Origin of the sequence: Micromonospora sp. NPDC050980, assembly GCF_040653835.1 — a bacterium.
In the GTDB taxonomy this organism is placed as follows: domain Bacteria; phylum Actinomycetota; class Actinomycetes; order Mycobacteriales; family Micromonosporaceae; genus Micromonospora.
Genome location: NZ_JBFAGS010000008.1, coordinates 101,059 through 121,604, shown reverse-complemented (window position 1 = coordinate 121,604; position 20,546 = coordinate 101,059). Strand labels below are relative to the sequence as shown.

General features: G+C 76.2%; 23 protein-coding genes. 3 read left to right on the top strand and 20 right to left on the bottom strand.

All coding sequences use genetic code 11. The features are described 5' to 3' along the window. Positions 1-20 precede the first annotated feature (20 nt). The 17 genes from AB0H28_RS15180 to AB0H28_RS15100 all read right to left on the bottom strand — a co-directional run bounded on the left by AB0H28_RS15180 (position 21) and on the right by AB0H28_RS15100 (position 15,594). Positions 21-497 (bottom strand): hypothetical protein, encoded by a 477-nt coding sequence (locus AB0H28_RS15180; RefSeq protein WP_358039361.1) that lies wholly within the window; start codon positions 495-497, stop codon positions 21-23. 55 nt (positions 498-552) lie between these two features. Then, positions 553-1,473 carry a hypothetical protein gene (locus AB0H28_RS15175; protein WP_358039358.1) on the bottom strand — a complete coding sequence of 307 codons (921 nt, stop codon included), beginning with the start codon at positions 1,471-1,473 and terminating at the stop codon, positions 553-555. After that, positions 1,470-2,066 (bottom strand): phage tail protein, encoded by a 597-nt coding sequence (locus tag AB0H28_RS15170; protein ID WP_358039355.1) that lies wholly within the window; start codon positions 2,064-2,066, stop codon positions 1,470-1,472. Before AB0H28_RS15170 ends, AB0H28_RS15175 begins: the two co-directional genes overlap by 4 nt. Then, entirely contained in the window at positions 2,047-4,707 is a 2,661-nt protein-coding gene (locus AB0H28_RS15165) for a putative baseplate assembly protein (protein WP_358039352.1), read from the bottom strand. Before AB0H28_RS15165 ends, AB0H28_RS15170 begins: the two co-directional genes overlap by 20 nt. Beyond that, positions 4,704-5,153 (bottom strand): GPW/gp25 family protein, encoded by a 450-nt coding sequence (locus AB0H28_RS15160; protein WP_358039349.1) that lies wholly within the window; start codon positions 5,151-5,153, stop codon positions 4,704-4,706. The genes AB0H28_RS15165 and AB0H28_RS15160 overlap by 4 nt, the downstream gene beginning before the upstream one ends. Next, complete coding sequence (locus AB0H28_RS15155; RefSeq protein WP_358039346.1) at positions 5,150-5,488, bottom strand: hypothetical protein; 339 nt, start codon at positions 5,486-5,488, stop codon at positions 5,150-5,152. Before AB0H28_RS15155 ends, AB0H28_RS15160 begins: the two co-directional genes overlap by 4 nt. Then, positions 5,488-7,059: a phage baseplate assembly protein V gene (locus tag AB0H28_RS15150; RefSeq protein WP_358039343.1), complete on the bottom strand. Its 1,572-nt coding sequence runs from the start codon at positions 7,057-7,059 to the stop codon at positions 5,488-5,490. Before AB0H28_RS15150 ends, AB0H28_RS15155 begins: the two co-directional genes overlap by 1 nt. Then, positions 7,056-7,796 carry a hypothetical protein gene (locus tag AB0H28_RS15145; RefSeq protein WP_358039340.1) on the bottom strand — a complete coding sequence of 247 codons (741 nt, stop codon included), beginning with the start codon at positions 7,794-7,796 and terminating at the stop codon, positions 7,056-7,058. Before AB0H28_RS15145 ends, AB0H28_RS15150 begins: the two co-directional genes overlap by 4 nt. Then, complete coding sequence (locus AB0H28_RS15140) at positions 7,796-8,302, bottom strand: hypothetical protein (protein ID WP_358039337.1); 507 nt, start codon at positions 8,300-8,302, stop codon at positions 7,796-7,798. Before AB0H28_RS15140 ends, AB0H28_RS15145 begins: the two co-directional genes overlap by 1 nt. A 1,171-nt stretch (positions 8,303-9,473) precedes the next feature. Next, positions 9,474-9,956 carry a phage tail protein gene (locus AB0H28_RS15135; protein WP_358039334.1) on the bottom strand — a complete coding sequence of 161 codons (483 nt, stop codon included), beginning with the start codon at positions 9,954-9,956 and terminating at the stop codon, positions 9,474-9,476. 1 nt (position 9,957) lies between these two features. Beyond that, on the bottom strand, positions 9,958-11,193 hold the full coding sequence (locus AB0H28_RS15130; protein ID WP_358039331.1) for a phage tail sheath subtilisin-like domain-containing protein: 1,236 nt from the start codon (positions 11,191-11,193) through the stop codon (positions 9,958-9,960). Positions 11,194-11,209: 16 nt separating this feature from the next. Further along, entirely contained in the window at positions 11,210-11,893 is a 684-nt protein-coding gene (locus tag AB0H28_RS15125) for a carboxypeptidase-like regulatory domain-containing protein (RefSeq protein ID WP_358039328.1), read from the bottom strand. Further along, positions 11,890-12,498: a glycine zipper family protein gene (locus AB0H28_RS15120; RefSeq protein ID WP_358039325.1), complete on the bottom strand. Its 609-nt coding sequence runs from the start codon at positions 12,496-12,498 to the stop codon at positions 11,890-11,892. The genes AB0H28_RS15125 and AB0H28_RS15120 overlap by 4 nt, the downstream gene beginning before the upstream one ends. 14 nt (positions 12,499-12,512) lie before the next feature. Then, positions 12,513-12,857, bottom strand: a complete 345-nt coding sequence (locus tag AB0H28_RS15115; RefSeq protein WP_358039322.1) for a hypothetical protein — start codon at positions 12,855-12,857, stop codon at positions 12,513-12,515. A 205-nt stretch (positions 12,858-13,062) separates the two neighbouring features. Further along, positions 13,063-13,866 (bottom strand): DUF3153 domain-containing protein, encoded by an 804-nt coding sequence (locus tag AB0H28_RS15110; RefSeq protein WP_358039319.1) that lies wholly within the window; start codon positions 13,864-13,866, stop codon positions 13,063-13,065. 131 nt (positions 13,867-13,997) lie between these two features. Then, entirely contained in the window at positions 13,998-14,495 is a 498-nt protein-coding gene (locus tag AB0H28_RS15105) for a nitroreductase/quinone reductase family protein (RefSeq protein WP_358039316.1), read from the bottom strand. Between the two features lie 109 nt (positions 14,496-14,604). Next, positions 14,605-15,594 carry a LacI family DNA-binding transcriptional regulator gene (locus AB0H28_RS15100; protein WP_358039313.1) on the bottom strand — a complete coding sequence of 330 codons (990 nt, stop codon included), beginning with the start codon at positions 15,592-15,594 and terminating at the stop codon, positions 14,605-14,607. Between the two features lie 118 nt (positions 15,595-15,712). Between AB0H28_RS15100 and AB0H28_RS15095 the strand changes: the two genes are divergently transcribed. Together AB0H28_RS15095 and AB0H28_RS15090 are read left to right on the top strand one after the other, a co-directional pair. Beyond that, positions 15,713-16,945 carry an MFS transporter gene (locus tag AB0H28_RS15095; RefSeq protein WP_358039310.1) on the top strand — a complete coding sequence of 411 codons (1,233 nt, stop codon included), beginning with the start codon at positions 15,713-15,715 and terminating at the stop codon, positions 16,943-16,945. 89 nt (positions 16,946-17,034) lie between these two features. After that, positions 17,035-17,367, top strand: coding sequence for a hypothetical protein (locus tag AB0H28_RS15090; RefSeq protein ID WP_269691438.1), 333 nt, complete (start codon positions 17,035-17,037; stop codon positions 17,365-17,367). A gap of 10 nt (positions 17,368-17,377) precedes the next feature. On the opposite strand, the gene AB0H28_RS15085 is transcribed toward AB0H28_RS15090, so the two are convergent. From AB0H28_RS15085 to AB0H28_RS15075, 3 genes are all read right to left on the bottom strand, one after another. Then, positions 17,378-18,082: an MBL fold metallo-hydrolase gene (locus tag AB0H28_RS15085; RefSeq protein ID WP_358039306.1), complete on the bottom strand. Its 705-nt coding sequence runs from the start codon at positions 18,080-18,082 to the stop codon at positions 17,378-17,380. Positions 18,083-18,144: 62 nt separating this feature from the next. Then, on the bottom strand, positions 18,145-18,507 hold the full coding sequence (crcB, locus tag AB0H28_RS15080) for a fluoride efflux transporter CrcB (RefSeq protein ID WP_358039303.1): 363 nt from the start codon (positions 18,505-18,507) through the stop codon (positions 18,145-18,147). Beyond that, positions 18,504-19,007 carry a CrcB family protein gene (locus AB0H28_RS15075; RefSeq protein WP_358039300.1) on the bottom strand — a complete coding sequence of 168 codons (504 nt, stop codon included), beginning with the start codon at positions 19,005-19,007 and terminating at the stop codon, positions 18,504-18,506. The genes crcB and AB0H28_RS15075 overlap by 4 nt, the downstream gene beginning before the upstream one ends. 230 nt (positions 19,008-19,237) lie before the next feature. Between AB0H28_RS15075 and paaK the strand changes: the two genes are divergently transcribed. After that, the gene (gene paaK, locus AB0H28_RS15070) at positions 19,238-20,545 is read left to right on the top strand and encodes a phenylacetate--CoA ligase PaaK (RefSeq protein WP_358039297.1); all 1,308 of its coding nucleotides are present in this window, start codon (positions 19,238-19,240) and stop codon (positions 20,543-20,545) included. Position 20,546: the final 1 nt, after the last annotated feature.

Below are 20,546 nucleotides of genomic sequence, written 5' to 3'. Positions count from 1 at the left end.
CTCCGCGTCGGCGGGCCCGGTCAGGACCGGGCGACAGTGACCGTGCACCCGCCACCTCCCCGGCACCGCAGGAGCACCTCGGTCTGCCGGTCCACCGCCACCTTCGCCACCGCCGCGCCATCCGGCCCGGGCGTGACCTCGTCGGTGACCGTGACGTCCGCGCCGCCGGGCGCGCGGGCCGTCACCTCGAACGGCGTCGCGCCGCGCAGCACCAGCGTGCGCAGGGCGCCCGGGTCGGCGACCCGCAGCCGGCAGGTGGCGCCGAAGGCGAGCACCACCCCTTCGGCGGTGCCCACCGGTTCGGCGGCCGGCGGCACGCACGCCACGGTCACCGTCGCCGGGTCCACCGCCGCGCCGCCGCGCCCGAGCCGGGCCAGCGGACCCGGTCCGGCGGCCGGGTCGCCCGGGTCGTCCCGCCGGCCGGCCACCGCCACCAGCCAGAGCGCCACCAGCAGCGCGGCCAGCGCGACCAGCAGCACCTTCTGCCGACCGCTCACGGTGCCTGCTCGGTTCGCGACTGCGGGGCTCGCAACACCGGCTCACTCCTCGCGCTCACGGGCGTCCGGCCGGGGTGAACCGGATCAGGTCCACCCCGGCGAAGTAGGCGTCGGTGCCCTGGGTCCGGCTCACCGCCACCAACGTCAGCTCGTGCGGCCCCCGGGTCAGCTCCACGGTGTCCACCTCCGTCTCGTCGGTGCGCGCCACGCCCGGGCTGAAGCCGAAGAACGTGTCGCCGACCTGCCGGCCGTCGATCAGCCAGATCGTGTTCGCGTAGTCGGGCGCGGTGGTGCGCACGGCGGAGAACCGCCAGGTGCCGTCCGCCGGCAGGTCCACCGGCACGGTCACCCGGTCGCCGACCGCGCGGCCGAGGAAGAACAACTGCCGGTCGCCGGAGAAGACCACGCCGCAGCAGTTGTCCTGCGCCAGCACCGCCGCCTTGGCGGCGGTCTTCGACGTGACCTCGGCGTCGGCGACGAGCGTCTCCGCCTCCACCGCGACCGGCCCGGCCGACGGGGTCGGCGGGGTGTCCGGGCCGCGGGTCACCAGCCACACCGCCACGCCGGCCACCACCAGCAGCAGCGCCGCCGCGGCGGCCAGCCACGGCCACGGCGAGCGCTTCGGCGCCACCACCGCCCGCACGTCGTAGGTCACCCGGCCGCTGGAGCGGGAACTCTCCTCCGGTGCGGTGTTCGCCGAGTACGCGAACCCGGTCATGTCGTAGCGCCGGGGCGGGGTGCCGGCCGGCACGGCGAGGCGGACCAGGACCGAAACCGACCCCTGCCCAGGCACCACCCGCTGCGGCTCGGCCACCGTGAACCAGGCGCGCTGGCTGCCCTCGCCGGGTGCGACGTCGAACACCACGGTGTCCGGCGCCGTGCCCGGGTTCGACACGGTGAAGGTCAACTCACCGGCGTTGCGGGCGTCCAGGGTGAACTGTTCGGCGGCGGCGACGACGGTCCATTCGGTGGTCATGAGGGCTCCTCGGGCGGGTGGTGGGGCTCAGGTGGGGGCACGTGCGCCCGGCCGACCGCGCGTACCGGCTCGGGTGCGGAATCGTCGTCGGCGGGGCCGCGCACCTCGACGGTGACCGCTGCCGGCTTCTCCGCCTCGACGATCCGGGTGACCAGCGCCAGCCGGTCAGCGGCAGCCGGCGGCACGCGTACCACCAGGTGGAACGGCCGTTCCGCCGGCTCGTCCAGGACGAACCCGGTCACCCCGGTGGCCAGCTCCAGGGCGGTGCGCATCCCGAACGGCGTGCCCCGCCAGCTCGCCAGCAGCGCGCCGTGCGCGACCAGGTCACGCAGCCGACCCAGCGGAAGCGGCAACGGCACGTCCGCGCGCGGCGCGGCCACCACGTGGTCCATCGCCACCCAGCGGGTCAGGTACGCCACGAACCCGTCCGGCGTCCGGTACGGCCCGAACAGCGCGTCGACGTCGGCGAGCACCGCCTCGTCCGGGGCGTGCAGCGCCTCCATCACGTCCAACAGCGCGCCCAGCACGCTGCCCGGGCCGGCGGCCCGCTGGTAGGCGGCCGGCAGCAGCCGCTCAATCGCGGTTCGACGCATCCTGCCGCACCACCTCGATGTCGTGCTCGCCGGAGCAGAGCAGCCAGGTGCCGGGGACGGTGACCACGTCGGCGGTGGCCTGGTTGGCGCTGGCCGTCCAGTCCTCGCCGTCGCCGCTGCGGTACACGCCGCGCTCGCCCCCGGCCAGCACCAACCGGTCGCCGCCGGCGGACGGCGTGGTGGCGGCGATGGCGTCCACCGGTGAGAACCGGGTCCGGTCCCGCAACGGCAGCCCGCAGTTGACCATCACCGGCCGCCACTGCGGCTGCCCGGCGAGGGTGTCCAGCCGGACCACGCCGCCGCTCTGCGTGGCGGCCAGCGCCAGCGGGCCGCTGAACGCCAGGTCCCGGCAGGTGCCGCCGATCCAACCGGCGGCCATCGACTGCCACTGCACGTCCGACTCGAACAGCCGGGTGCGGTGGGCGCCCTGGCCGGGCTTCTTCGGGTCCGGCTCGCCCGCGCCGCACCACAGCAGCGTGGCCGGGCCGTCGTACTGCACGGCGAGGACACGGTTGTCCACGTTGGCGAGGCCGACGTGGGCGAACGTGCCGGGGCGGCCGGCCGCGGTGGACAGGTAGACCCCGAAGCCGGCCTGCGCGGCGACGGCCACCCCGGGCGCGCCGCGCTCGGAGACGAACGACCGCACCGCGTAGAAACCCCGGTCCGCGTCGGCCGGGTCGACCAGGATCTGCAACGGCACCGCCCCGGGCAGCAGCGGCACCTCGTACAGCCCGGCGTCGGTGGCCAGCAGCAGCGCGCCGCTGCCGTCCCGGTCGATCCACGCCAGGTCCCGCACGCCGGCCTCCAGGTCGGTCAGCAGCGTCCAGGTCTCACCCAGGTCGGTGCTCAGCCGCACCCGGGAGCCGCCGGCGTCGCGGGCGGTCACCACCGCCACCGAGCCGGCCCGGGGCACCACGCCGGGGCGTGCCGGGGCGGGCGCGGGCGCCACCCGCACCACCGTCTCGTCGTCGAACCGGCCGGCCGGTTCCCAGCCCGCGCCGGCGTCGGTCGAACGGAACAGCACCGGCCCGCGCCCGGCGTACCAGGTGTCCGGCTGGTACTGGTCCACCGCGACGGTGCGGACCTGCGCGTCCGGCGCCTCGTCGACCACGAACCGCACCGACTCGACGTAGCGCACGCCCGGCTCGGCGTGCTCCAGCATCCGGTAGACGTTGGAGGCGCGCAGCGGCTCGCCGAACGCCCAGCCGGCCGGGTTGAGCGGCGTGGGCAGCGGGCTCAGCGTCTGGTGCAGCCGGTCGTGGATGCGGCGGCGGACCGCGTCCACGTCCTCCTCGCGCCGCACCACCACCCGGGCGCGCACCGAGACCGCCTTGTAGCGGGCCCAGCCGGCGCGCACCGCCGTGCCCAGGGCGCGGCGTTGCTCCAGGTCGGCCTCGACCCGGCGGCGCGCCTCCTCCACCTCGTGCTCGCGCAGCACCGCCACCGGCAGCCGGCCGCCGGGGCGGGCCGCCGGGGGCACGTACGGCACCAGCACCACCTCCACCTCGCCGGGGCGGGCGAAGCTGTAGACCGCGGCGCGGGTGAACGCGCGGGCCCGGGCCACCGCGCCGGAGCCGGTGGCGAGGATCTCGAAGTCCCGCGCGGTGACGGCGCGCTGCTGGGCGAAGAACTCGTACGGCCCCCGGGCCAGCACCGACTCCAGCGCCTCCAGTTCCCGCCCGCCGGTGGCCGGCCTCGGGTTGTCCACCCGGAGCCCGGGCAGCGGATCCCGCAGGCTGGTCAGCACGCCGGCCGCCACGTTGCCGGCCGGCCCTCCGCCGCACCGGTACCAGAGCCGCACCTGCCGCCCGGCCGGCGGCACCGCCGCCACCGTCGTCACCCCGGCCACCGGCGTCGCGTCCGGCCCGGTTCCGGCGTCCGGCCCGGTCCCGCTGCCCGGCCCGGCCCCGGCGGGCGCGACCGGGCGCAGGTCCAGCGCCGGGGCGAACGTGACCACCCCGGAGGCCCGGTCGACCAGGTAGACCTTGGCCTGCGGGCCGAGGCCGGCGAAGCTGTCCACCGGCCGCCAGATCTCATAGGTGCGGCCGTCGTGCTCGCGGGCGGCGGCGCCCAGCTCCACCGAACCGGCCGGCACCTCCACCCCGAGCAGCAGGTCCAGCGCCTCGGTGGTGCGGGTCAGCGGCGCGCGGGCCGCCCGGAACGTCTGCCCCGGCTGGCCGGTGCCGGTGCCCAGCAGCTCCGCCTCGACCGGCTCGCAGTGGTGCACCCGTACCGTCACCTCGGTCTCGCCGGCGGGCAGCAGGGCCGGCTCGGTGGTCACGAAGACGACCGGCCGGGGATCCGCGCCGCGGGCCGCCGCGACCCGGGTCCCGGCCGGCACCCGCACCGCGCCGCGGTCCGCGCCGGTGCGGGTCAGGCGCACGTCCGCCCAGGCCGCCGCCGGCGGGTGCCGGGTCGCGCCGAGCAGGTTCAGGAACGCCACGTACGCCTTCTCCGGCAACTGGTTCAGCCGGTAGATCATCACCTCGGTCAGGTAGGCGAACGCCTCCAGCAGCGCCATCCCCGGGTCGTGCGCGGACAGATCGGTCCAGTCCGGGCAGGAGCTGCGGATCCGTTCCCGCGCCTCGGTGACCAGATCGAGGAACGCGCGGTCGTCCAGGTGCGGCACCGGCAGCGTCATGACGTGGCCTCCTCGCCCGGCCGGTCGCCGGGTTCGTCGTCGGGCGGCAGCAGGTCCACGGAGAACACCAGCTGGCCGGGGGAGAGGCTGGCCCGCACCCGGTAGTCCAGCCGGATCACCAGGCGCCACGGGTCGTCCGGGTCCGGTCCGGCGTCCACGTCGAGCACCTCCACCCGCGGCTCCCAGCGCCGGATCGCCTGCCGGACGTAGTGGATGGCCAGCCCGGCGGTGGTGTCGTCGTTCGGCGCGAAGACCAGCCGGTGCAGCCGGGAGCCGTACCCGGGACGCATCAGCCGCTCGCCCGGCGTGGTGGACAGCAGCAGGTACAGCGCCTGGCGTACCGTCTCGTCGCCCTCGGTCATGGCGAGCCCGCCGGCGGCGGTCAGCGCGAGCCCACCGGCGCGGCCGGCGTCGAAGCCGGCGCCGACGAAGCGGAACGCCCTCATCCGTCCGCCCCCAGGAACATCTGCCGCGGGTCACGGACCTGGTGGTGCACGGTCCCCGGCGGGGTGCCGTCGGTGAGGCCGTCCAGGTGCGACAGCACCACCGGCCGCCGGTCGATGCGCACCCAGGCGCTGTAGCCCACGGTGACGGTCTTGGTGTGCAGGCAAGGTTTGATCGTCGGGCCGTAGTTCGGGCAGGCGGTGATGTCGCGCTCCTCCGGGTCGGGCCGCACCAGGGCGGGCACCCCCCGCACGGTCACCCAGTGTTGCGACGGACGGTTCGCCACCCGCCCGTCGTGTCCGCAGGTGATCAGCGAGTCGCGGTGGATCCAACGCATCAGCCACCTCCGGCGGAGCGGGCGAGGGTACGGGCCTGCGCGGCGGCGGTCTCCGCGTCCTCGGCCGCCGGGGCGTGCAGGAAGTCGACGGTCTTCGCGCGCACCACGATGGCCCGCCCCGGCGCGGAGAGCACCAGGTCGCCGGCGGCGTGCACGGTGGTCAGCTCGGGGCGCAGCTCGACGAAGCTGCCCGCGTCGGTGGCCAGCCGCAGCGTGCGCCCGTCGTCGTCGATCACGATCGACTGGCCGGTGCCGGTCCGCACCGACCACCGCCGGGACCGGCCGGAGACGATCCCCGCGTCGTACGGCTCGACGACGCCGAACAGCGAGCCGAGCACCACGCCCGCCACCGGCTCACCGCCGGGCAGCGCCACCAGCACGGTGTCGTCCGGGTCGGGCAGCGCGACGATGCCCTTGCCCCGGCCCGCGCCCGGGCAGAGCACGGCGAGCCACCCGGCGTCCAGCCCCCCGTAGGCGGGCAACGTCACCCGGGCCCGGCCCAGCCCGTCCGGGTCGTCCACGTCGGTGACCGTGCCGAGCGTGACCGTCGCCGCCGGGGGCGCGGCCGACGGGGGCGGCTCCGGCGGGGCGGTGGAGAACCGGGTCAGGTGGCCGTCGGCGTCCACCGTGTGCACCACGTCGGTGAGCACGTACACGCCGGCCACCGGCTCCGGGACGCCGGCCAGCGCGATCCGCCGGCCCGGCCGCAACGCCGGGTCACCCTCGGCGGTGCCCTCGGCGGTGACCAGCGCGGCGACCCGCGCGTCCAGCCCGGCCTGGGCCAGCGCGGCCAGCTCGTCGTCGCTGCGCGCGGGCTGGTCCACCGCGGTACGCACGCCGTCCGCGCCGACGTCGCCGGGCGCCGGGCGCAGCGGGATCCGCCGCCCGCTGCGTGCCTCGCCGGCCCGCTGGCCCAGCGGCTCGGCGCGCTGCGGGTGCCAGCCCAGCGCGGCGCACTCCGCGCCGGCCCGGTCCAGGTTCTCGGTGACCCGCAGCTCGTGCACGGTCGCGCCGAGGGCCAGCGGCACCGGCTCGCCGTAACCGTCGAGGGTGAGCAGCCGCAGCCGGTCGGCGTCCACGCTCAGGTGCAGCCCGGCCCGGCCGGCCACCTCGCACAGCAGCTCCAGATCGGTGTGCCGGTGCTGCAGCAGCCGGTCCAGGCGTGGCCCGTCGGCCTCGGCGACCACGCTCAGCCCCAGCCCGGCGCACAGCTCCCCGGCCAGCTCGGCGACCGTCATCGACTCGAACACCCGCAGCTCCTGTCGCTTGCGCAGCCGGTGCAGCGGGTCGTACGCCCGCAGCCGCAGCAGCGCGGCGCCGTCACCGGCGTACGCCACCTGCACGGCGGTGACCTCGCCGGTGAACAGGGCCTCCGGGTGATCTTCCAGGCGCACGTCCAGGGCGGCGCCGGGGCGTACCGGCGGGTCGAGGGCGCCCGCGCCGGGCGCGGTGGCCAGGGCCAGCTCGCACTGGGTCGGCCGGTCCAGCCGGGCGGCGACCCGGATGCCACGCAGCCGGGTCGGGTCGGCCAGCGGCCGGCCGTCCACGGTCACCGTCGCGGCCCGGTTCACGGCGTGCCTCCCGTCATCGTGGCGACGCCGGTCGCCGGCACCGCCAGCGCGGTGCCGGCCGGCACCGCGAGCGGGTCGGTGATCCGGTTGTGCTCGGCGAGCAACCGCCAGCGCAGCGGCGACCCCAACGCGTCGTGGGCGAGCAGGTCGAAGCGCACGCCGGACCAGCCCGGCTCGGCCGCGCCGTCGGCGGCGGCGACCACCGCGGAGCCGGGCGGCACGCTCGGTGTGCCCGCCGCGGCCAGTTCCTCCTCGAAGCCGGCCCGGGCCGCGTCCGCGGTCTCCGCCACCCGGACCAGCCGCATCCGTAGCCAGGAGCGGCGCGGCGTGCCGGTGAGCGTGAACGCGTCGAAGCGTTCCGCGATGGCCGCGACGACGCCCGGCACGTTCCAGGTCTTGCCCCAGACCAGCCGGACCAGCGGTGGGCGGGGCCAGCCGTGCTCGACCGCGGAGTTCTCGGCGAGCATCCACAGCGGCCGGGTCAGCGCGCGGACGTCCTCGGGGCGGGCCGGTGACTCCACGAAGTCGAGGTCGAAAAGCAGGTCCAGCACCAGCTCGGTGCGCCCGCCACCGGTGAAGACCAGCGGGTCGTCGGCCAGGCCGGCACCGGTCAGCGGCCCGTCCGGCCCGGACCGGGGACGCAGCCCGGCCAGCCGGGTGACCTGCACGGTCTCCGGGTTGAGCAGGCAGTCGACCCGGGTGCCGGACTCGTCCACGAGAAACGCGACGCGCTCCATCAGCGACCCGCCTGTTCGCGGTCCAGCACCGCTTCGTGCCAGGTCGGGCGCGAGGTGGTCGCCGGGCGGGACGCCTGCTCGTCGGGCAGCGCCGGCCACCGGTCGGGTCGTGCCGCGCCGCCGGCGGTCGGTCGCCCGTCCACCGGCCGACCCGCGCTGCCCGAACCCGTCGCGCCGGCCTCGCCCGGCAGGGCCGGCCACGGGTGGTGGGCGCGTCGTCGGTCTCCGTCGTCCGTCGTCGTCGCCCGGTCCGGCCGCCACCTCAGTCGCGCAAGCCGGGGCGCCTCCCGCGTCGGGTCGGAGCCGTCGGCGCGGGACGACCTGGCGATCCGCGCCCGGCCGTGGCCGGCGGTGCCGTGGCGTCCGGACCCGTCGACCACGGCCGGTCCGCGCCGGGCGGGCGCGAGGGAGAGCGGGAGTACGCCGTCCCGGGCCGGCCATCCGTCCGCGCCGGTGCCTGCCGGCGTGACGGTGGCGTCGGCCCGGTTGCCGGGGGGCGTGTCCACCCGGACACCGTCCCGATGGTGCCGTGCCCCGCTCCGCCCCGGCCGCCCGGTGGTCCCGGCCGCCCCGGCCGCCCCGGTCGGATCCGTGTCACCGGTCGGACCCGTGGCGTCGTGGGCACCCGCGGCGCCCGCTCCGGCGGCGCGGCCCGTTCCGCCGACGCCCGCCGGTGCCGACGTGCCGTGCGGTCCGCCGGCCCCCGCCCGACCGGCGACGCCGCCCGATGCCCATGCGCCGTCCGATCCGGATGCGCCCCCCGAGCCCCGTGCGCCGTCCGATCCGGATGCGCCCCCCGAGCCACGTGCGCCGTCCGATCCGGATGCGCCGTCCGAGCCCCGTGCGCCCGCCGATCCGGATGCGCCGTCCGATCTGGATGCGCCGTCCGATCCCCACGTGCCGGGCCGCCCCGACATGCCGCGCGCTCCGGTGACGCCGGCCGGACCCGAGGCGCTGCCCGCCCCCGGGACGCTGCCCGAGCCCGCAGTCTCGCTCCCGTGGGTGCGGCGACGGGTCGCGGAAATGCCGCCGGACGACGCGGGCACCCCGGACCGGGCGGCCCCGGACCGGGCGGCCCCGGACCGGGCGGCCCCGGACCGGGCCACGCCGAGCGTACGGCGCGTGCGGCCGATCCAGGCCCACCGCGCGCCCCACCACGCCGGCGCGGATCCGACGGGCGTCCGGCCCGCGCCGGCGTCGTCCGGTCCGGTCATCCCGATCCGCCCCGCCACGTCGTCCACCCCGGAGTGGGCCGCCGCCGTCGCGTCCGTCCCACCGGCGTCCCGCGACCAACCTCGATTCGGCAGGCCACCAGGCGGGACGCCCGTTCCATCCGTCGGGAGCGGCGGAAGATCTTGGTAGGGATCGGCCCCCGTGGGGGCCCTTTCGTACCAAGATCTTGGCGAGGTGGCGGCGCCGCCGGTCGGACGCGCTCGCCGCCACAGCCGCCGCGAGCCGGCCCGGCCCGGCCCGGTGGACCGCTCGGTGATCGCGGGATTCGCGTCGGCTGCGGGCCCGACGTCCACCCGGGACGGGTGGTCGTGCAGGAGGCCGGGGGCGTGGGCGGCGACCAGGCGGAGCCAGTGCTCGGGGGGCGCGCCGGGGTGACGTGCCGGCGCGACCGCGGACGGGGCGGCGAGGCGGTCGGCGGTGGCCCGCAGGGCGCGGGCCAGCCGGTCACGCGGTCGCCGGGGCGCCCGCACTGCCGGACTCCAGCTCCAGTCCCTCGTACGCCAGGGTGAGCGCCTCGATGGCGATCTCCTGCGAGAGGGTGTTCAGGTGGGCGCCCCGCCACCGGGTGGGCCAGGCGTTGATCATGTTCCAGCGCAGCACCTCGGCGGTGCCGGCCGGGTCGAGCAACACCACCGAGACGTTGCGCCGGTTGACCGTGCCCTTCGCCGCCGCGTTCACCCAGTCCCACAGCTCGCGGGCGTTGGTCAGGCCGAAGTGCAGGGTCACCGGCGCGTACTCCACCTGACCGGGCACCGCCCGGATGCGCTCGTTGCCGGCCTCCCGGTAGGCCAGCGACGGTATCGCCACCTCGAAGCCACTGACCTCGGTGAAGTGCCCGTTGGTGACGCCGTTGATGAGCAGCTTGAAGTGGTACGCCCGGTAGGGGTCGACGGGCGCGCCCGGCTGCGGGGTGGCCGTGGTCGGCATGTCAGCCTCCGATCGTCTCGGTCTCGGTGCCGCCGGCCCACTGGCTCAGCTTGAACACCACGAACTCCGCGGGCTTGACCACCGCGATGCCGATGTGCGCGACCACCATTCCGGCGTCGCGCACGTCGGCCGGGTTGGTCTCCTCGTCGCACTTGACGAAGAACGCCTCCTCCGGGGTGCGGCCGAGCAGCGCGCCGTCGCGCCACACCCGGGTCAGGAACGCGCCGATGTCGCGCCGGATCGAGCGCCACAGCGTGAAGTCGTTCGGCTCGAACACCATCCAGCGGGTGCCGCCCGCGATGGCCTGCTCGATGGAGATGGAGAGCCGCCGCACGTTCAGGTAGCGCCACTCGCTGGCCTCGGCGGCGAGCGTGCGGGCGCCCCAGAGCCGGATGCCCTCGCCGGCGAAGAACCGGATCACGTTGACGCCCTTGGGGTTCAACACGTCGTGCTCCGGCCGGGTGACCCGGTACGCCAGGTCGACCGCGCCGCGTACCGGCTCGTTGGCCGGCGCCTTGTGCACGCCGCGCAGCGCGTCCGTGCGGGCCCAGATGCCGGCCACGTGCCCGCTCGGCGGGGTGAGCACCAGCTCGCCGCTGAGCGGGTCGCGGACCCGGATCCAGGGGAAGTAGAAGGTGGCGAAGTCGGACTGCCGGGGCCGGTCGCCGCCGGTGCCGGGCGGCTCGTCGTCGGCGCCGCCCGGCGTACCCTCGGCGGGCTTGTCGGACGAGGCCGGCTTGCCCGGCTTGCCGGTGGTGGCGACCCGGGTGAGCCGGGAGACGTCGGCCACCTCGGGCGGCGGGTCGCAGATCGCGACCATGGTGCGCAGCCGTTCGGCGGTGCCGATCAGGGCCTCGTGCGAGACCGGGTCGTGGTAGCCGGGGGCGGCCAGGATGGAGATCTCGTCGATCGCCTCCAGCACCTGCAGGCCGCCGCGCCGCCCGCCGGTGCCGGTGAGGCCGCCGTCACCGACGTTCACCACCCAGCAGCGGGTGCCGCCGTTGTCCAGAAAGCCGAACACGGCGCGGGCCAGCGGGGTGCTCTCCGGGTGCTCGCCGTCGGCGTAGAGGCGCAGGAACTCGGTCCAGCTGTTGACCGCCATCGGCCGGTCGACGTGCGCGCTGCGGTTCGGCGCGATCCCGACGAAGGCGGCGGTGCTCGTGCCGACCGGCCCGATCGGGCGGGCCCCGGAGGGCACCTCCTCGACGTAGATGCCGGGGGAGAAATAGGTGGGCATCGGTCCTCCTGGGGAGTCAGTCGGGGGCGCGGACGACGACCAGGTCGTCGCCGCCCGGGTCCAGCTCGGCGGTGTGCACCCGCCCCCGGCCGATCAGCCGGATCCGCACCGGACGGTCCGGGGCGTCGGGGTCGTGCGGCACGCCGACCAGCCGGAACCGGCCGGCGGCGTCGGTCTCGGTGGCCTGGGTGGTGCCGACCAGTTCCACCCGCATCGCGGCGAGCGGCTGGTCCTGCGGCCCGACCACCCGGCCGTCGAGCGTGCGCATGCCGAGCTGCCGCAGCCGCAGCGGCTGCCGCACCGGCGGCGCGGCCGGCGCCGGCCGGTCGATCCGCGCCGGCACGTCGAGCAGCAGCGCCGGCCGGGGCGCCACGCCGAGCGCCCGCCACAACGTCGGGTCGCCGGCGTCCAGCACCGGCTCCGGCCGGCCGGTCCCGGCGGTGGCCGCGGCGAGCACCCGGTCCAGCGCCGGCAGCGCCGCCGGCCCGCCGCCGCTGACCAGCAGCCGGACCACGAACCGGTACGGTTCCCGGGCCGGGCCGCCGGTCGCGGTCTGCCGGGCCGGCCGCAACTCCAGCGGCCAGACCGTGAGGCCGCCGCCCGGGTCGTCGCGCGGCGGGCCGACCGGGACGGGCTCACCCGCCGCCCCGGCCAGCCAGGACGTGACGTCCGCGACGGCTGCCTCGATCGCACCGGTCATCGCGGCGGCGTCCCCTGGATCCGGTACGCGATGGCCTCGTTCCAGACGTGCGGGTAGACGCCGATCTCGAAGTAGCGGGTGAACCTGTTGATCGGCGCGTTGGTGTGGTCGTGCCAGAGCAGCCACACCGGGGCGATGGTGAACAGCGCGTAGTTGAGCGCGACCAGGGGCAGGTAGAGCGGGCCGAGCAGCCGGGCCTGGAACACGTGCACGTCCTCGTGTCGCTGGATGCCCGGGCTGGACCCGGCGCAGACCGTGCCGATGGTGGTGGCGTAGCGGGGGGAGACCCCCTCGACCACGTTGACCCGGCCGCTGCCGGCCGAGACGACCCGGTCGAGCCGGTGGCCGAAGACCAGGTGCAGGGCCAGGTAGAGCGCCCCGGCGAACGTGTTGAGCAGGCTCCACGTGTGGTCGACCACGAAGTGGACGATCCCCTTCGCGTCGGCGCCGTAGGTGCCGGCCGAGGCGGTCGCCCAGCCGAACGGCGCGCCGACGAGCAGCCCGACGACCGCGCCGACCAGCAGCCCGACGGTGCCGGCGGCGGCCTGTCCGAGCACGGCGCCGAAGGCGGTCTGGACGGCGGCGCTGAGGATGCCGAAGACCATGACGGTCACCCCTCTCAGACCCAGGAGCGGACGTAGCGGGGCTCGCGTCCCTGCGCGAGTTGGGTCGGCGACGCCTGCGTCGCCTGCCGGTTGCCCGGCGGGAGCTGGTTGACGCCGAGCGCGGCGGAGAAGATGACCAGCCCGTTGAAGAACGCGATGATCCACTTCTCCGGTCCGGCGTCGTCGGCGAACGCGGCGGTCAGGTAGGACAGCAGGAGCGCGAAGCCCAGCGCGATCCACTTGCGCGCCTTGTCACCGCTCGGCCCGATCAGGCCGCCGATGACGTTCGTGGCGAGCAGGGTGGCGGCGCTGGCGCCGGTCAGACCGCCCAGGGCGGCCCAGGTGAAGAGATCGTTCACGGCGATCCCCCTTTTCGGCGGTGCGGTGGTGCGGTCTCGGGGTGCGGTGGTGCGGCGGATCGCGGCGGTCGCCACGGGCCCGCCCGGGTCGGCGGTGGGTCCGGCAGGCGTTGCCGGTGCTCGGGGGTGGGTCCGGCGGTCGTCGCCGGTGCTCGGGGGCCGGACCGGTGGCCGCCGACGGGGGTCGGCGGGCCGGTGGGTGGACTCAGGCCGGTGGGCCGGCAGGGGGCGTCGGCGTGGCCGGTGCGGCGGGTGCGCCCGGTCCGCTGGTGGGCACGGTCGGTGCCGGGCTTCCGCCCCGGCGGCGGCGCAGCAGCAGGACGACCACCCCGGCGCCGACCAGCAGCAGGACGACCGCGCCGCCGACGACCGGCAGCCAGGGGAAGGAGCCACCGTCGACCACGGCGGCGACCGCGCTGGTGGGTGGTGCCGGTGGCGCCTCGGCGACGGCCCGCAGCTCGGCCGGTTTGGGCTGGTTGGCGACCACCTTCCAGCTCACCGAACGGCCGGTGGTCTCGCCGTTGGTGTCGAGCACCCGGCCGGGGAACGTCACCGAGATCTCGAACGACATCAAGGTCATGAACGCCTGCTGGTTGCGGGGATCCTGCTCGGCCACCTTTCCGCCGTATTTCTTCGGATCCAGCGGCAGCGAGAAGCGATAGAGATCGTCATCGCGAACCAGATTCACGCTCTCGCTCGTGAATTGCGCCAGCGGCGTTTTCCGATAGGTGATCTGAATGCCGTAGAAGGTGGCGTCCTCGTACCGGGTCTCGGTGCCGGCGGGAAGCGTGGGAATGTTCTGCCGCAGTTCGGCGAACGCCACCGCGGCGTCCGGGTTGCGCTGCTTGAGCACGGACTTCTGCGCGGTCAGCAGGAGCTGACCGGAGATCGTGTCGTCGGCGTTCACGGTCAGCCCGAGGTTGAGTTGCATGCAGCCGCTCAGTGCCGCCACGAGCGCGAGACACACCGCGACGCGGAATGCCCGGCTGCGGCGGAGTCTCGTATTCATGCGCTCAGTGTGGACGTGCGCGCCTGGCCCCGCAGTCAGCGATCAGCCGCCGCTTTGTCGCCGATCTTACCGGCCGCCTGTCCCGTTCGGACGACCCCGGAAACGCGCGCCAACGATATCCTGAAAGGTTGTCACCGCTCATTTCCCGGCACCGGCCGCTCGGCGACGACCCGGAAGACCGGGATGCCCGGTGCCACGCGCGCGAACTCGGCGAGCGGGGCGTGCCGGTCCACCGGCACGTGCGGGCGTGCGCCGGGGGCGAGCGCGAGGTGGCGACGCAGGATCGGCGGCCGGTCGGCCACGTCGACCTCGACCAGCCGGACCGGCTCCCGGCCGCCGTGGCGCAACACCGCCCGCCCGCCGGCGGCCCGCACGTTCGCCACCCAGTTGACCCGCTCGCCGAGCATGGACACCAGGTAGCGTTCGCCCTCGTGGTCGGCGACCACCAGCGGCAGGGCGACCGTCCGGCCGGTGCGCCGGCCCCGCACCTCCAGGGTCACCCAGTGCTGAGGGCCGAGCCCGGCGGCGTGCTGCCGCGCGGCGAGCCCGTTCAGCACCCGCGCGAGCCGGTTCGGCCGCCCGCTCCGATACATCCACCGCACCTGCCGGCGCCACAGCTCCCTGACCATGATGCCTCCCTCTCCCGTGCCTCCATTGAGGACCGGGGGCGCCGCCGGCGACCAGGGTCGATCGACCCGGGTACCGCCCCGAACGTCAGGTGCCGGGACCGCCGTCGCCTCAGGCGCTCTCCCGGGTCACCAGCGTCGAGGCGAACGCCGTGGTCGGTGCCACCCGCGCCTGCGTCAGCACCGCCGTGGCCGCGGCGGCGGCGATCCGGTCCACCGGGTGGGTCGCGGTGGTCAGCGCCGGGCTGCTCACCGCCGCGTACGGCAGGTCGTCGAAACCGGCGACCGCCACGTCGTGCGGCACCCGCAGGCCGTGGGCGCGCAACGCGGCGATCACGCCGAACGCGGTCGCGTCGCTGGCCGCGTAGATCGCGTCGACGTCCGGCCACCGGCGCAGCGCCGCCAGCGCCGCCGTCCCGCCCCGGGCCGCGGTGAAGTCGCCGGTCACCAGCCGAGCCGGCGCACCCGCCGCACCCATCAGGTCCCGGTACGCGGTCACCGACCGCTCCGCGCAGCTCAGCCAGCGCGGGCCGGTGACCATGGCGATGCGGCGGCGGCCGGTGGCGTACAGGTGACGCAGCACCGCGTCGGCGCCGGCGGCGTTGTCCACGTCGAACGACGGCACGGTCGGCGAACCCCGGCCGATGGAGACGACCCGGCCGCGCAGCCGGGCCGGCACCGCGTCCAGCGCCGCCTGCGTGGTGTTGACCAGGATCACCCCGCAGACACCCCGGTCGGCGCCGAGCCGGCCCAGGCCGGACGGGTCGGCCAGCGGCAGCCACTCCAGCGCCACGCCGACCCCCTGCGGCCCGCACACCCGCGACGCGGCGCTGACCACCCGGTGCACGTACGGGTCGTCGAAGACCCGGTCGTCGCGGCCCACCACGGCCACCACCAGCCGCACACCGGCGCCGCGCACCAGCGCCCGGGCGGTCGGGTCCGGCACGTAGCCGAGGCGCTCGGCGGCGGCGCCGACCCGCGCGCGGGCGTCCGCCGAGGCGAAACCGTAGCCGCCGAGCACCCGCGAGGCGGTGGCCCGGGACACTCCGGCGGCCCGGGCCACGTCGTCGAGCCGGGCCGGTCGTGCGTCAGGCGTACCCATCGTCGCATCATGCCCGGTCCGGGCCGCGGCGGGTAAGGGGCGGGCGGGCTTGTGGTGGAAGCGCTCTCAGGTGTGCGATCGTCGTCGGGAACCATCCGGGGGAAGGGACTACCGCACCGTGAGCAACACCCTCGACGCGCCGGCCGCGCGGCCGGCGGCGCCCCGGCCGGTGTTGGCCGCCCGCACCGGCGTCGCCGTCGTCTTCGCCCTCAACGGTCTCGCGGTGGCCAGCTGGTTCTCCCGGGTGCCCGCGGTCCGCGAGGCGCTCGGGTTCAGCCCGGGCCGGCTCGGCCTGCTGCTGCTCTGCATGTCGGTGGGCGCGCTGCTGGCGATGCCCGCCGCCGGCCTGGTCACCCAGCGGCTCGGCCCGGCCCGCACGGTGGTCGTGGCGACCGTGCTGGTCGCGTTGGGCATGACGGTGGCCGGTCTCGCCACCGGCCTGGCCGGCTGGGCGGTCGGCGTCGGCGTCGGGCTCGCCGCGTTCGGCTTCGGCTCCGGGCTGTGCGACGTGGCGATGAACGTCGAGGGCGCGGCCGTGGAGAGACGGATCGGGCGGACGATCATGCCCCGTTTCCACGCCGCCTGGAGTCTCGGCTCGGTGGCCGGGGCCGGGCTCGGCGCCGGCGCCGCCCGGCTCGGCGTACCGATCGAGGTGCACCTGCCGGTGCTGGCGGTGCTGATCCTGACCGGCACCCTGCTCGGCGCCCGGGCGTTCCTGCCCGCGCCGGCCGAGGCCGCCGGCGCGGGCGCGCCGGCGGCCCGCCGACGCGCGCTGCTGGCCGCGTGGCGGGAGCCGCGCACCCTGCTGGTGGGCCTGCTGGTCCTGGTCATGGCGTTCACCGAGGGCAGCGCCAACGACTGGCTGGCGGTGGCGTTCGTGGACGGCTACGGGGTCGACGAGTCGGTCGGCGCCGCCGTGTTCGGCGTGTTCGTCGTCGGCATGACGCTGGGCCGCACCGCCGGCACGGTCGCCATCGACCGCTGGGGGCGGGTGCCGGTGCTCTTCGGCACCATCGGGCTCGCCGCCGCCGGCGCGGCCCTGGCCGTGCTGGCCGGCTCCGGCCCGCTGGCCGTGGTCGGGGTGGCGCTGTGGGGCATCGGCGCGTCGCTCGGTTTCCCGGTCGGGATGAGCGCCGCCGCCGACGACGAGGACCGGGCCCCGGCCCGGGTCAGCGTGGTCGCGGTGATCGGCTACACCGCCTTCCTCGCCGGGCCTCCGCTGCTCGGTTTCCTCGGCGACCACTTCGGCGTGCTGAACGCGCTCGGCCTGGTGCCGCTGCTGCTGCTGCCCACGCTCGCGCTGGTGCCGGTGCTCCGTCCGCCGGTGAGCACCGGGCAGCCGGCCCGCTGAGCACGGCTCAGCCGACTCCCACGGCGCTTTCAGGCACCTGCCAGGCAGGCGTGCTGCACTGGAGCGGACGCCGAGGAGAGGAGGCGGACATGGGCTGGTTCAGTCGACGGGCCGCCGACCCGACGACCCCGACGAAGCTCGACCGGGAGGCGAACCGGGAGGACCTGGCGCAGCTGGAGGCGTTCGTCACCAGCCGGCGCGGGGTCGAGTTCTATCTGGAACCGGAGACCACCGCCACCGACACCACGGTGGTCGCCATCGCCCACGACGGGGAGTGGATCCGCCGCCGCACCGGCTCGCCCCGGGTCGCCGGCAAGATCGCCCAGCGGCACGCGGTGCCGCTCTACGAGGCGGCCCGCACCGGCTATCCGGAGCGGATGCGGGCCTGGAACCGGGCCCACCCGGAACGCCGCAAGCGCTGACCGCCCCCGCTCAGACGCCGAGCGCGGCGTGGGCCTCGTCGCGGCGCAGCGGCTCGTCGTGCGCGGAGACATACCACTCGACGTGCTCGGAGAGCAGGCTGCGCGCCAGCTCGAGATCGGGCCGGTCGGTCGGGTCGCGCTCGTGCAGCGGGGGCGGGTACCAGCAGTCGCCGAGCAGCAGCACCCGGGAGTCCGGCACCAGCACCACCGTCGAGTCCGGCGCGTGCCCGCCGCCGACGTGCCGCAGCACCACGCCCGTCGGCAGCATCAGCTCGTCGGTGAACGTGCGGGTCGGCGGCAGCACCGCGAACCCGTCCCAGTCGTCCACCGCGAGCGCCCGCGCCCGGTAGCTGGGGCCCAGCCGGGGCTCGGCCCGCACCCGTTCCCGCAGGTGCCGGTGACTCCACGGGCGGGCCGCCTCGGCGCGCAGCGGGGCCACGCCCGCCTCGTGCCCGACGATCTCCACGCCCGGCCAGGCGCACGCGCCCCACACGTGGTCCCAGTGGTGGTGGGTGTAGACCAGCCAGCGCGGCTCCGGCAGCCGGGCGGCGGCGAGCCCGGCCCGGATCTCCCGGGCGTGCGCCGGACTGTTCCCGGCGTCGACCAGCACGCTGCCGCGGTCGTCGGCGACCACCGCCACGGCGGGCCGGATCGCGCCCGGGTCGGGGTCGCCGGGAAACAACCAGACCCGGTCGGCCAGATGACGCGGCTCCATCGCGGGATCCTTTCCACAGCTCGGCCGGATGCTATCGCCGTCCGGCCGGGCCGGCTGCCCCGTCAGCCGGTGAGCGCGGCGGCCAGCGCGTACCCGCCGAAGGCCGCGCCGAGCCCCGCGACCACGCTGAGGAGCACGTTCGCGGCGGCGTGCCGCCACGGGCCGCCGCGGGCCAGCCGCAGCGTCTCGTAGCTGAGCGTGGACCAGGTGGTCAGCGCGCCGCAGAAGCCGGTGCCGACCAGCGCGGTCACCGCCGGGTCGGCCGGCACCGCGAGGACCGCGCCGAGCACCAGCGAGCCGGCCACGTTGACGCTCAGCGTGCCCCACGGGAACACCGAGTCGTGCCGGGCCTGCACCGCCCGGTCGGCGAGGTAGCGCAGTGGGGCGCCGAGCGCCGCGCCGAGCACGATCAGCAGGGCGGTCACCGGGCCACCCGCCGCCGGGCGGCCAGCAGCCGGCCGGTCACCGCGTCCCCGACCGCGACCGCCAGCAGCGCGCCGAGCACGGTCGCCGCCAGGTAGGCCAGCGCGGTGCCCGGGGCCCCGGCCGTCACCAGGTGTTGCGCGTCGACCGCGTACGCGGAGAACGTGGTGAACCCGCCGAGCACCCCGACGCCGAGGAACGGGCGGACCAGCGGGCCGGCGGGGCGGGTGGTGAGCACCGCCATCAGCGCGCCGATCAGCAGGCAGCCGGTGACGTTGACGCCGAACGTGGCCCACGGGAAGGCGGCGGGCGGGTGCGGCACGGCCGCCTGCGCGCCGGCGCGGGCCAGCGCGCCCGCCGCGCCACCGGCGGCGATCACGCCCAGCACCGCGGCCGGGTGCGCGGTCAGCTCCGCCCGGTCGGCGGGCACGCGGAGATCGACGTCGGGATCGACGCGGGACTCGGGCCGTCGGGTCACGGTGCCTCCCACCAGGACGGGCATCACTGGCAGGGACCGTCGGCGATGTCGCGGTTCTCCCGGCGTGTCCCGGGACGGCGGGCCCCACCGCCGGTCTGACCCGAGCATAACCCCATCCTCTCCAGCCCTGCCCGACCCCACCCCGGCCCCGCCGGTTCGGCGGTGCTGACCTGGCCGTACGGCCGGTACGGGCGTACGGTGATCGGCATCCCGCCCGGCGCGGCGGCGTCGGGCCCGTCGCGCAGGAGGCAACCGTGCAGGACCGCACCCCTCGTCCGGAGGAGCTGGATCCCGTCGAGCGGATCGGCGTCGACGAGCTGCGGGCGCTGCAACGGGAGCGGCTGCGCCGGTCGCTGCGGCACGCGTACGACCACGTCCCGCACTACCGCCGCGCGTTCGACCACGCCGGTGCGCACCCCGATGACGTACGTGACCTGGCCGACCTGGCCCGCCTCCCGTTCACCACCAAGGCCGAGCTGCGGGAGAACTACCCGTTCGGCATGTTCGCGGTGCCCCGGGAGCGGATCGCCCGGCTGCACGCCTCCTCCGGCACCACCGGACGCCCCACAGTGGTCGGCTACACCCGGGCCGACCTGGACACCTGGGCGAAACTGATGGCCCGCTCGATCCGGGCCGCCGGCGGCCGGCGCGGTGACCGGGTGCACGTCGCGTACGGCTACGGGCTGTTCACCGGTGGTCTCGGCGCGCACTACGGCGCCGAGGAACTGGGCTGCACCGTGATCCCGGTGTCCGGCGGCATGACCGAGCGGCAGGTCATGCTGATCCGCGACCTGGCGCCCGAGGTCATCATGGTCACGCCCAGTTACATGCTCGCCATCGTGGACGAGATGGAACGCCAGGGCGTGGACCCGCGCGACACCGCGCTGCGCGTCGGCGTCTTCGGCGCCGAGCCGTGGACCGAGGACATGCGCCGGGAGTTGGAACAGCGGCTGGACATGCACGCGCTCGACATCTATGGCCTGTCCGAGGTGATGGGCCCGGGGGTGGCCGTCGAGTGCGTGGAGACCAAGGACGGTCTGCACCTGTGGGAGGACCACTTCTACCCGGAGATCATCGACCCGGTGACCGGGGAGGCGCTGCCCGACGGGGAGCGGGGTGAGCTGGTGCTGACCTCGCTGACCAAGGAGGCGATGCCGGTGGTCCGCTACCGCACCCGCGACCTCACCCGGCTGCTGCCCGGCACGGGCCGCCCGATGCGCCGGATCGAGAAGATCACCGGACGCACCGACGACATGATGATCCTGCGGGGGGTGAACGTGTTCCCCACCCAGATCGAGGAGTTGATCCTGCGTACCCCCGCGCTGTCGCCGCACTTCCAGTGCGTGCTGGACCGGCAGGGCCGGCTGGACACCCTCACCGTCCACGTGGAACGGCGCGCCGGCGCGCCGGTGGACGAGGCGCGGCGGGCCGGCGCGGCCCTGGTCGAGCAGGTCAAGAGCACCGTCGGCGTCACCGTGGCGGTCCGGGTGATCGAGCCGGACGGGGTGGAGCGGTCGATGGGCAAGATGCGCCGCATCGTTGACCGGCGGCGGGAGCGCTGAG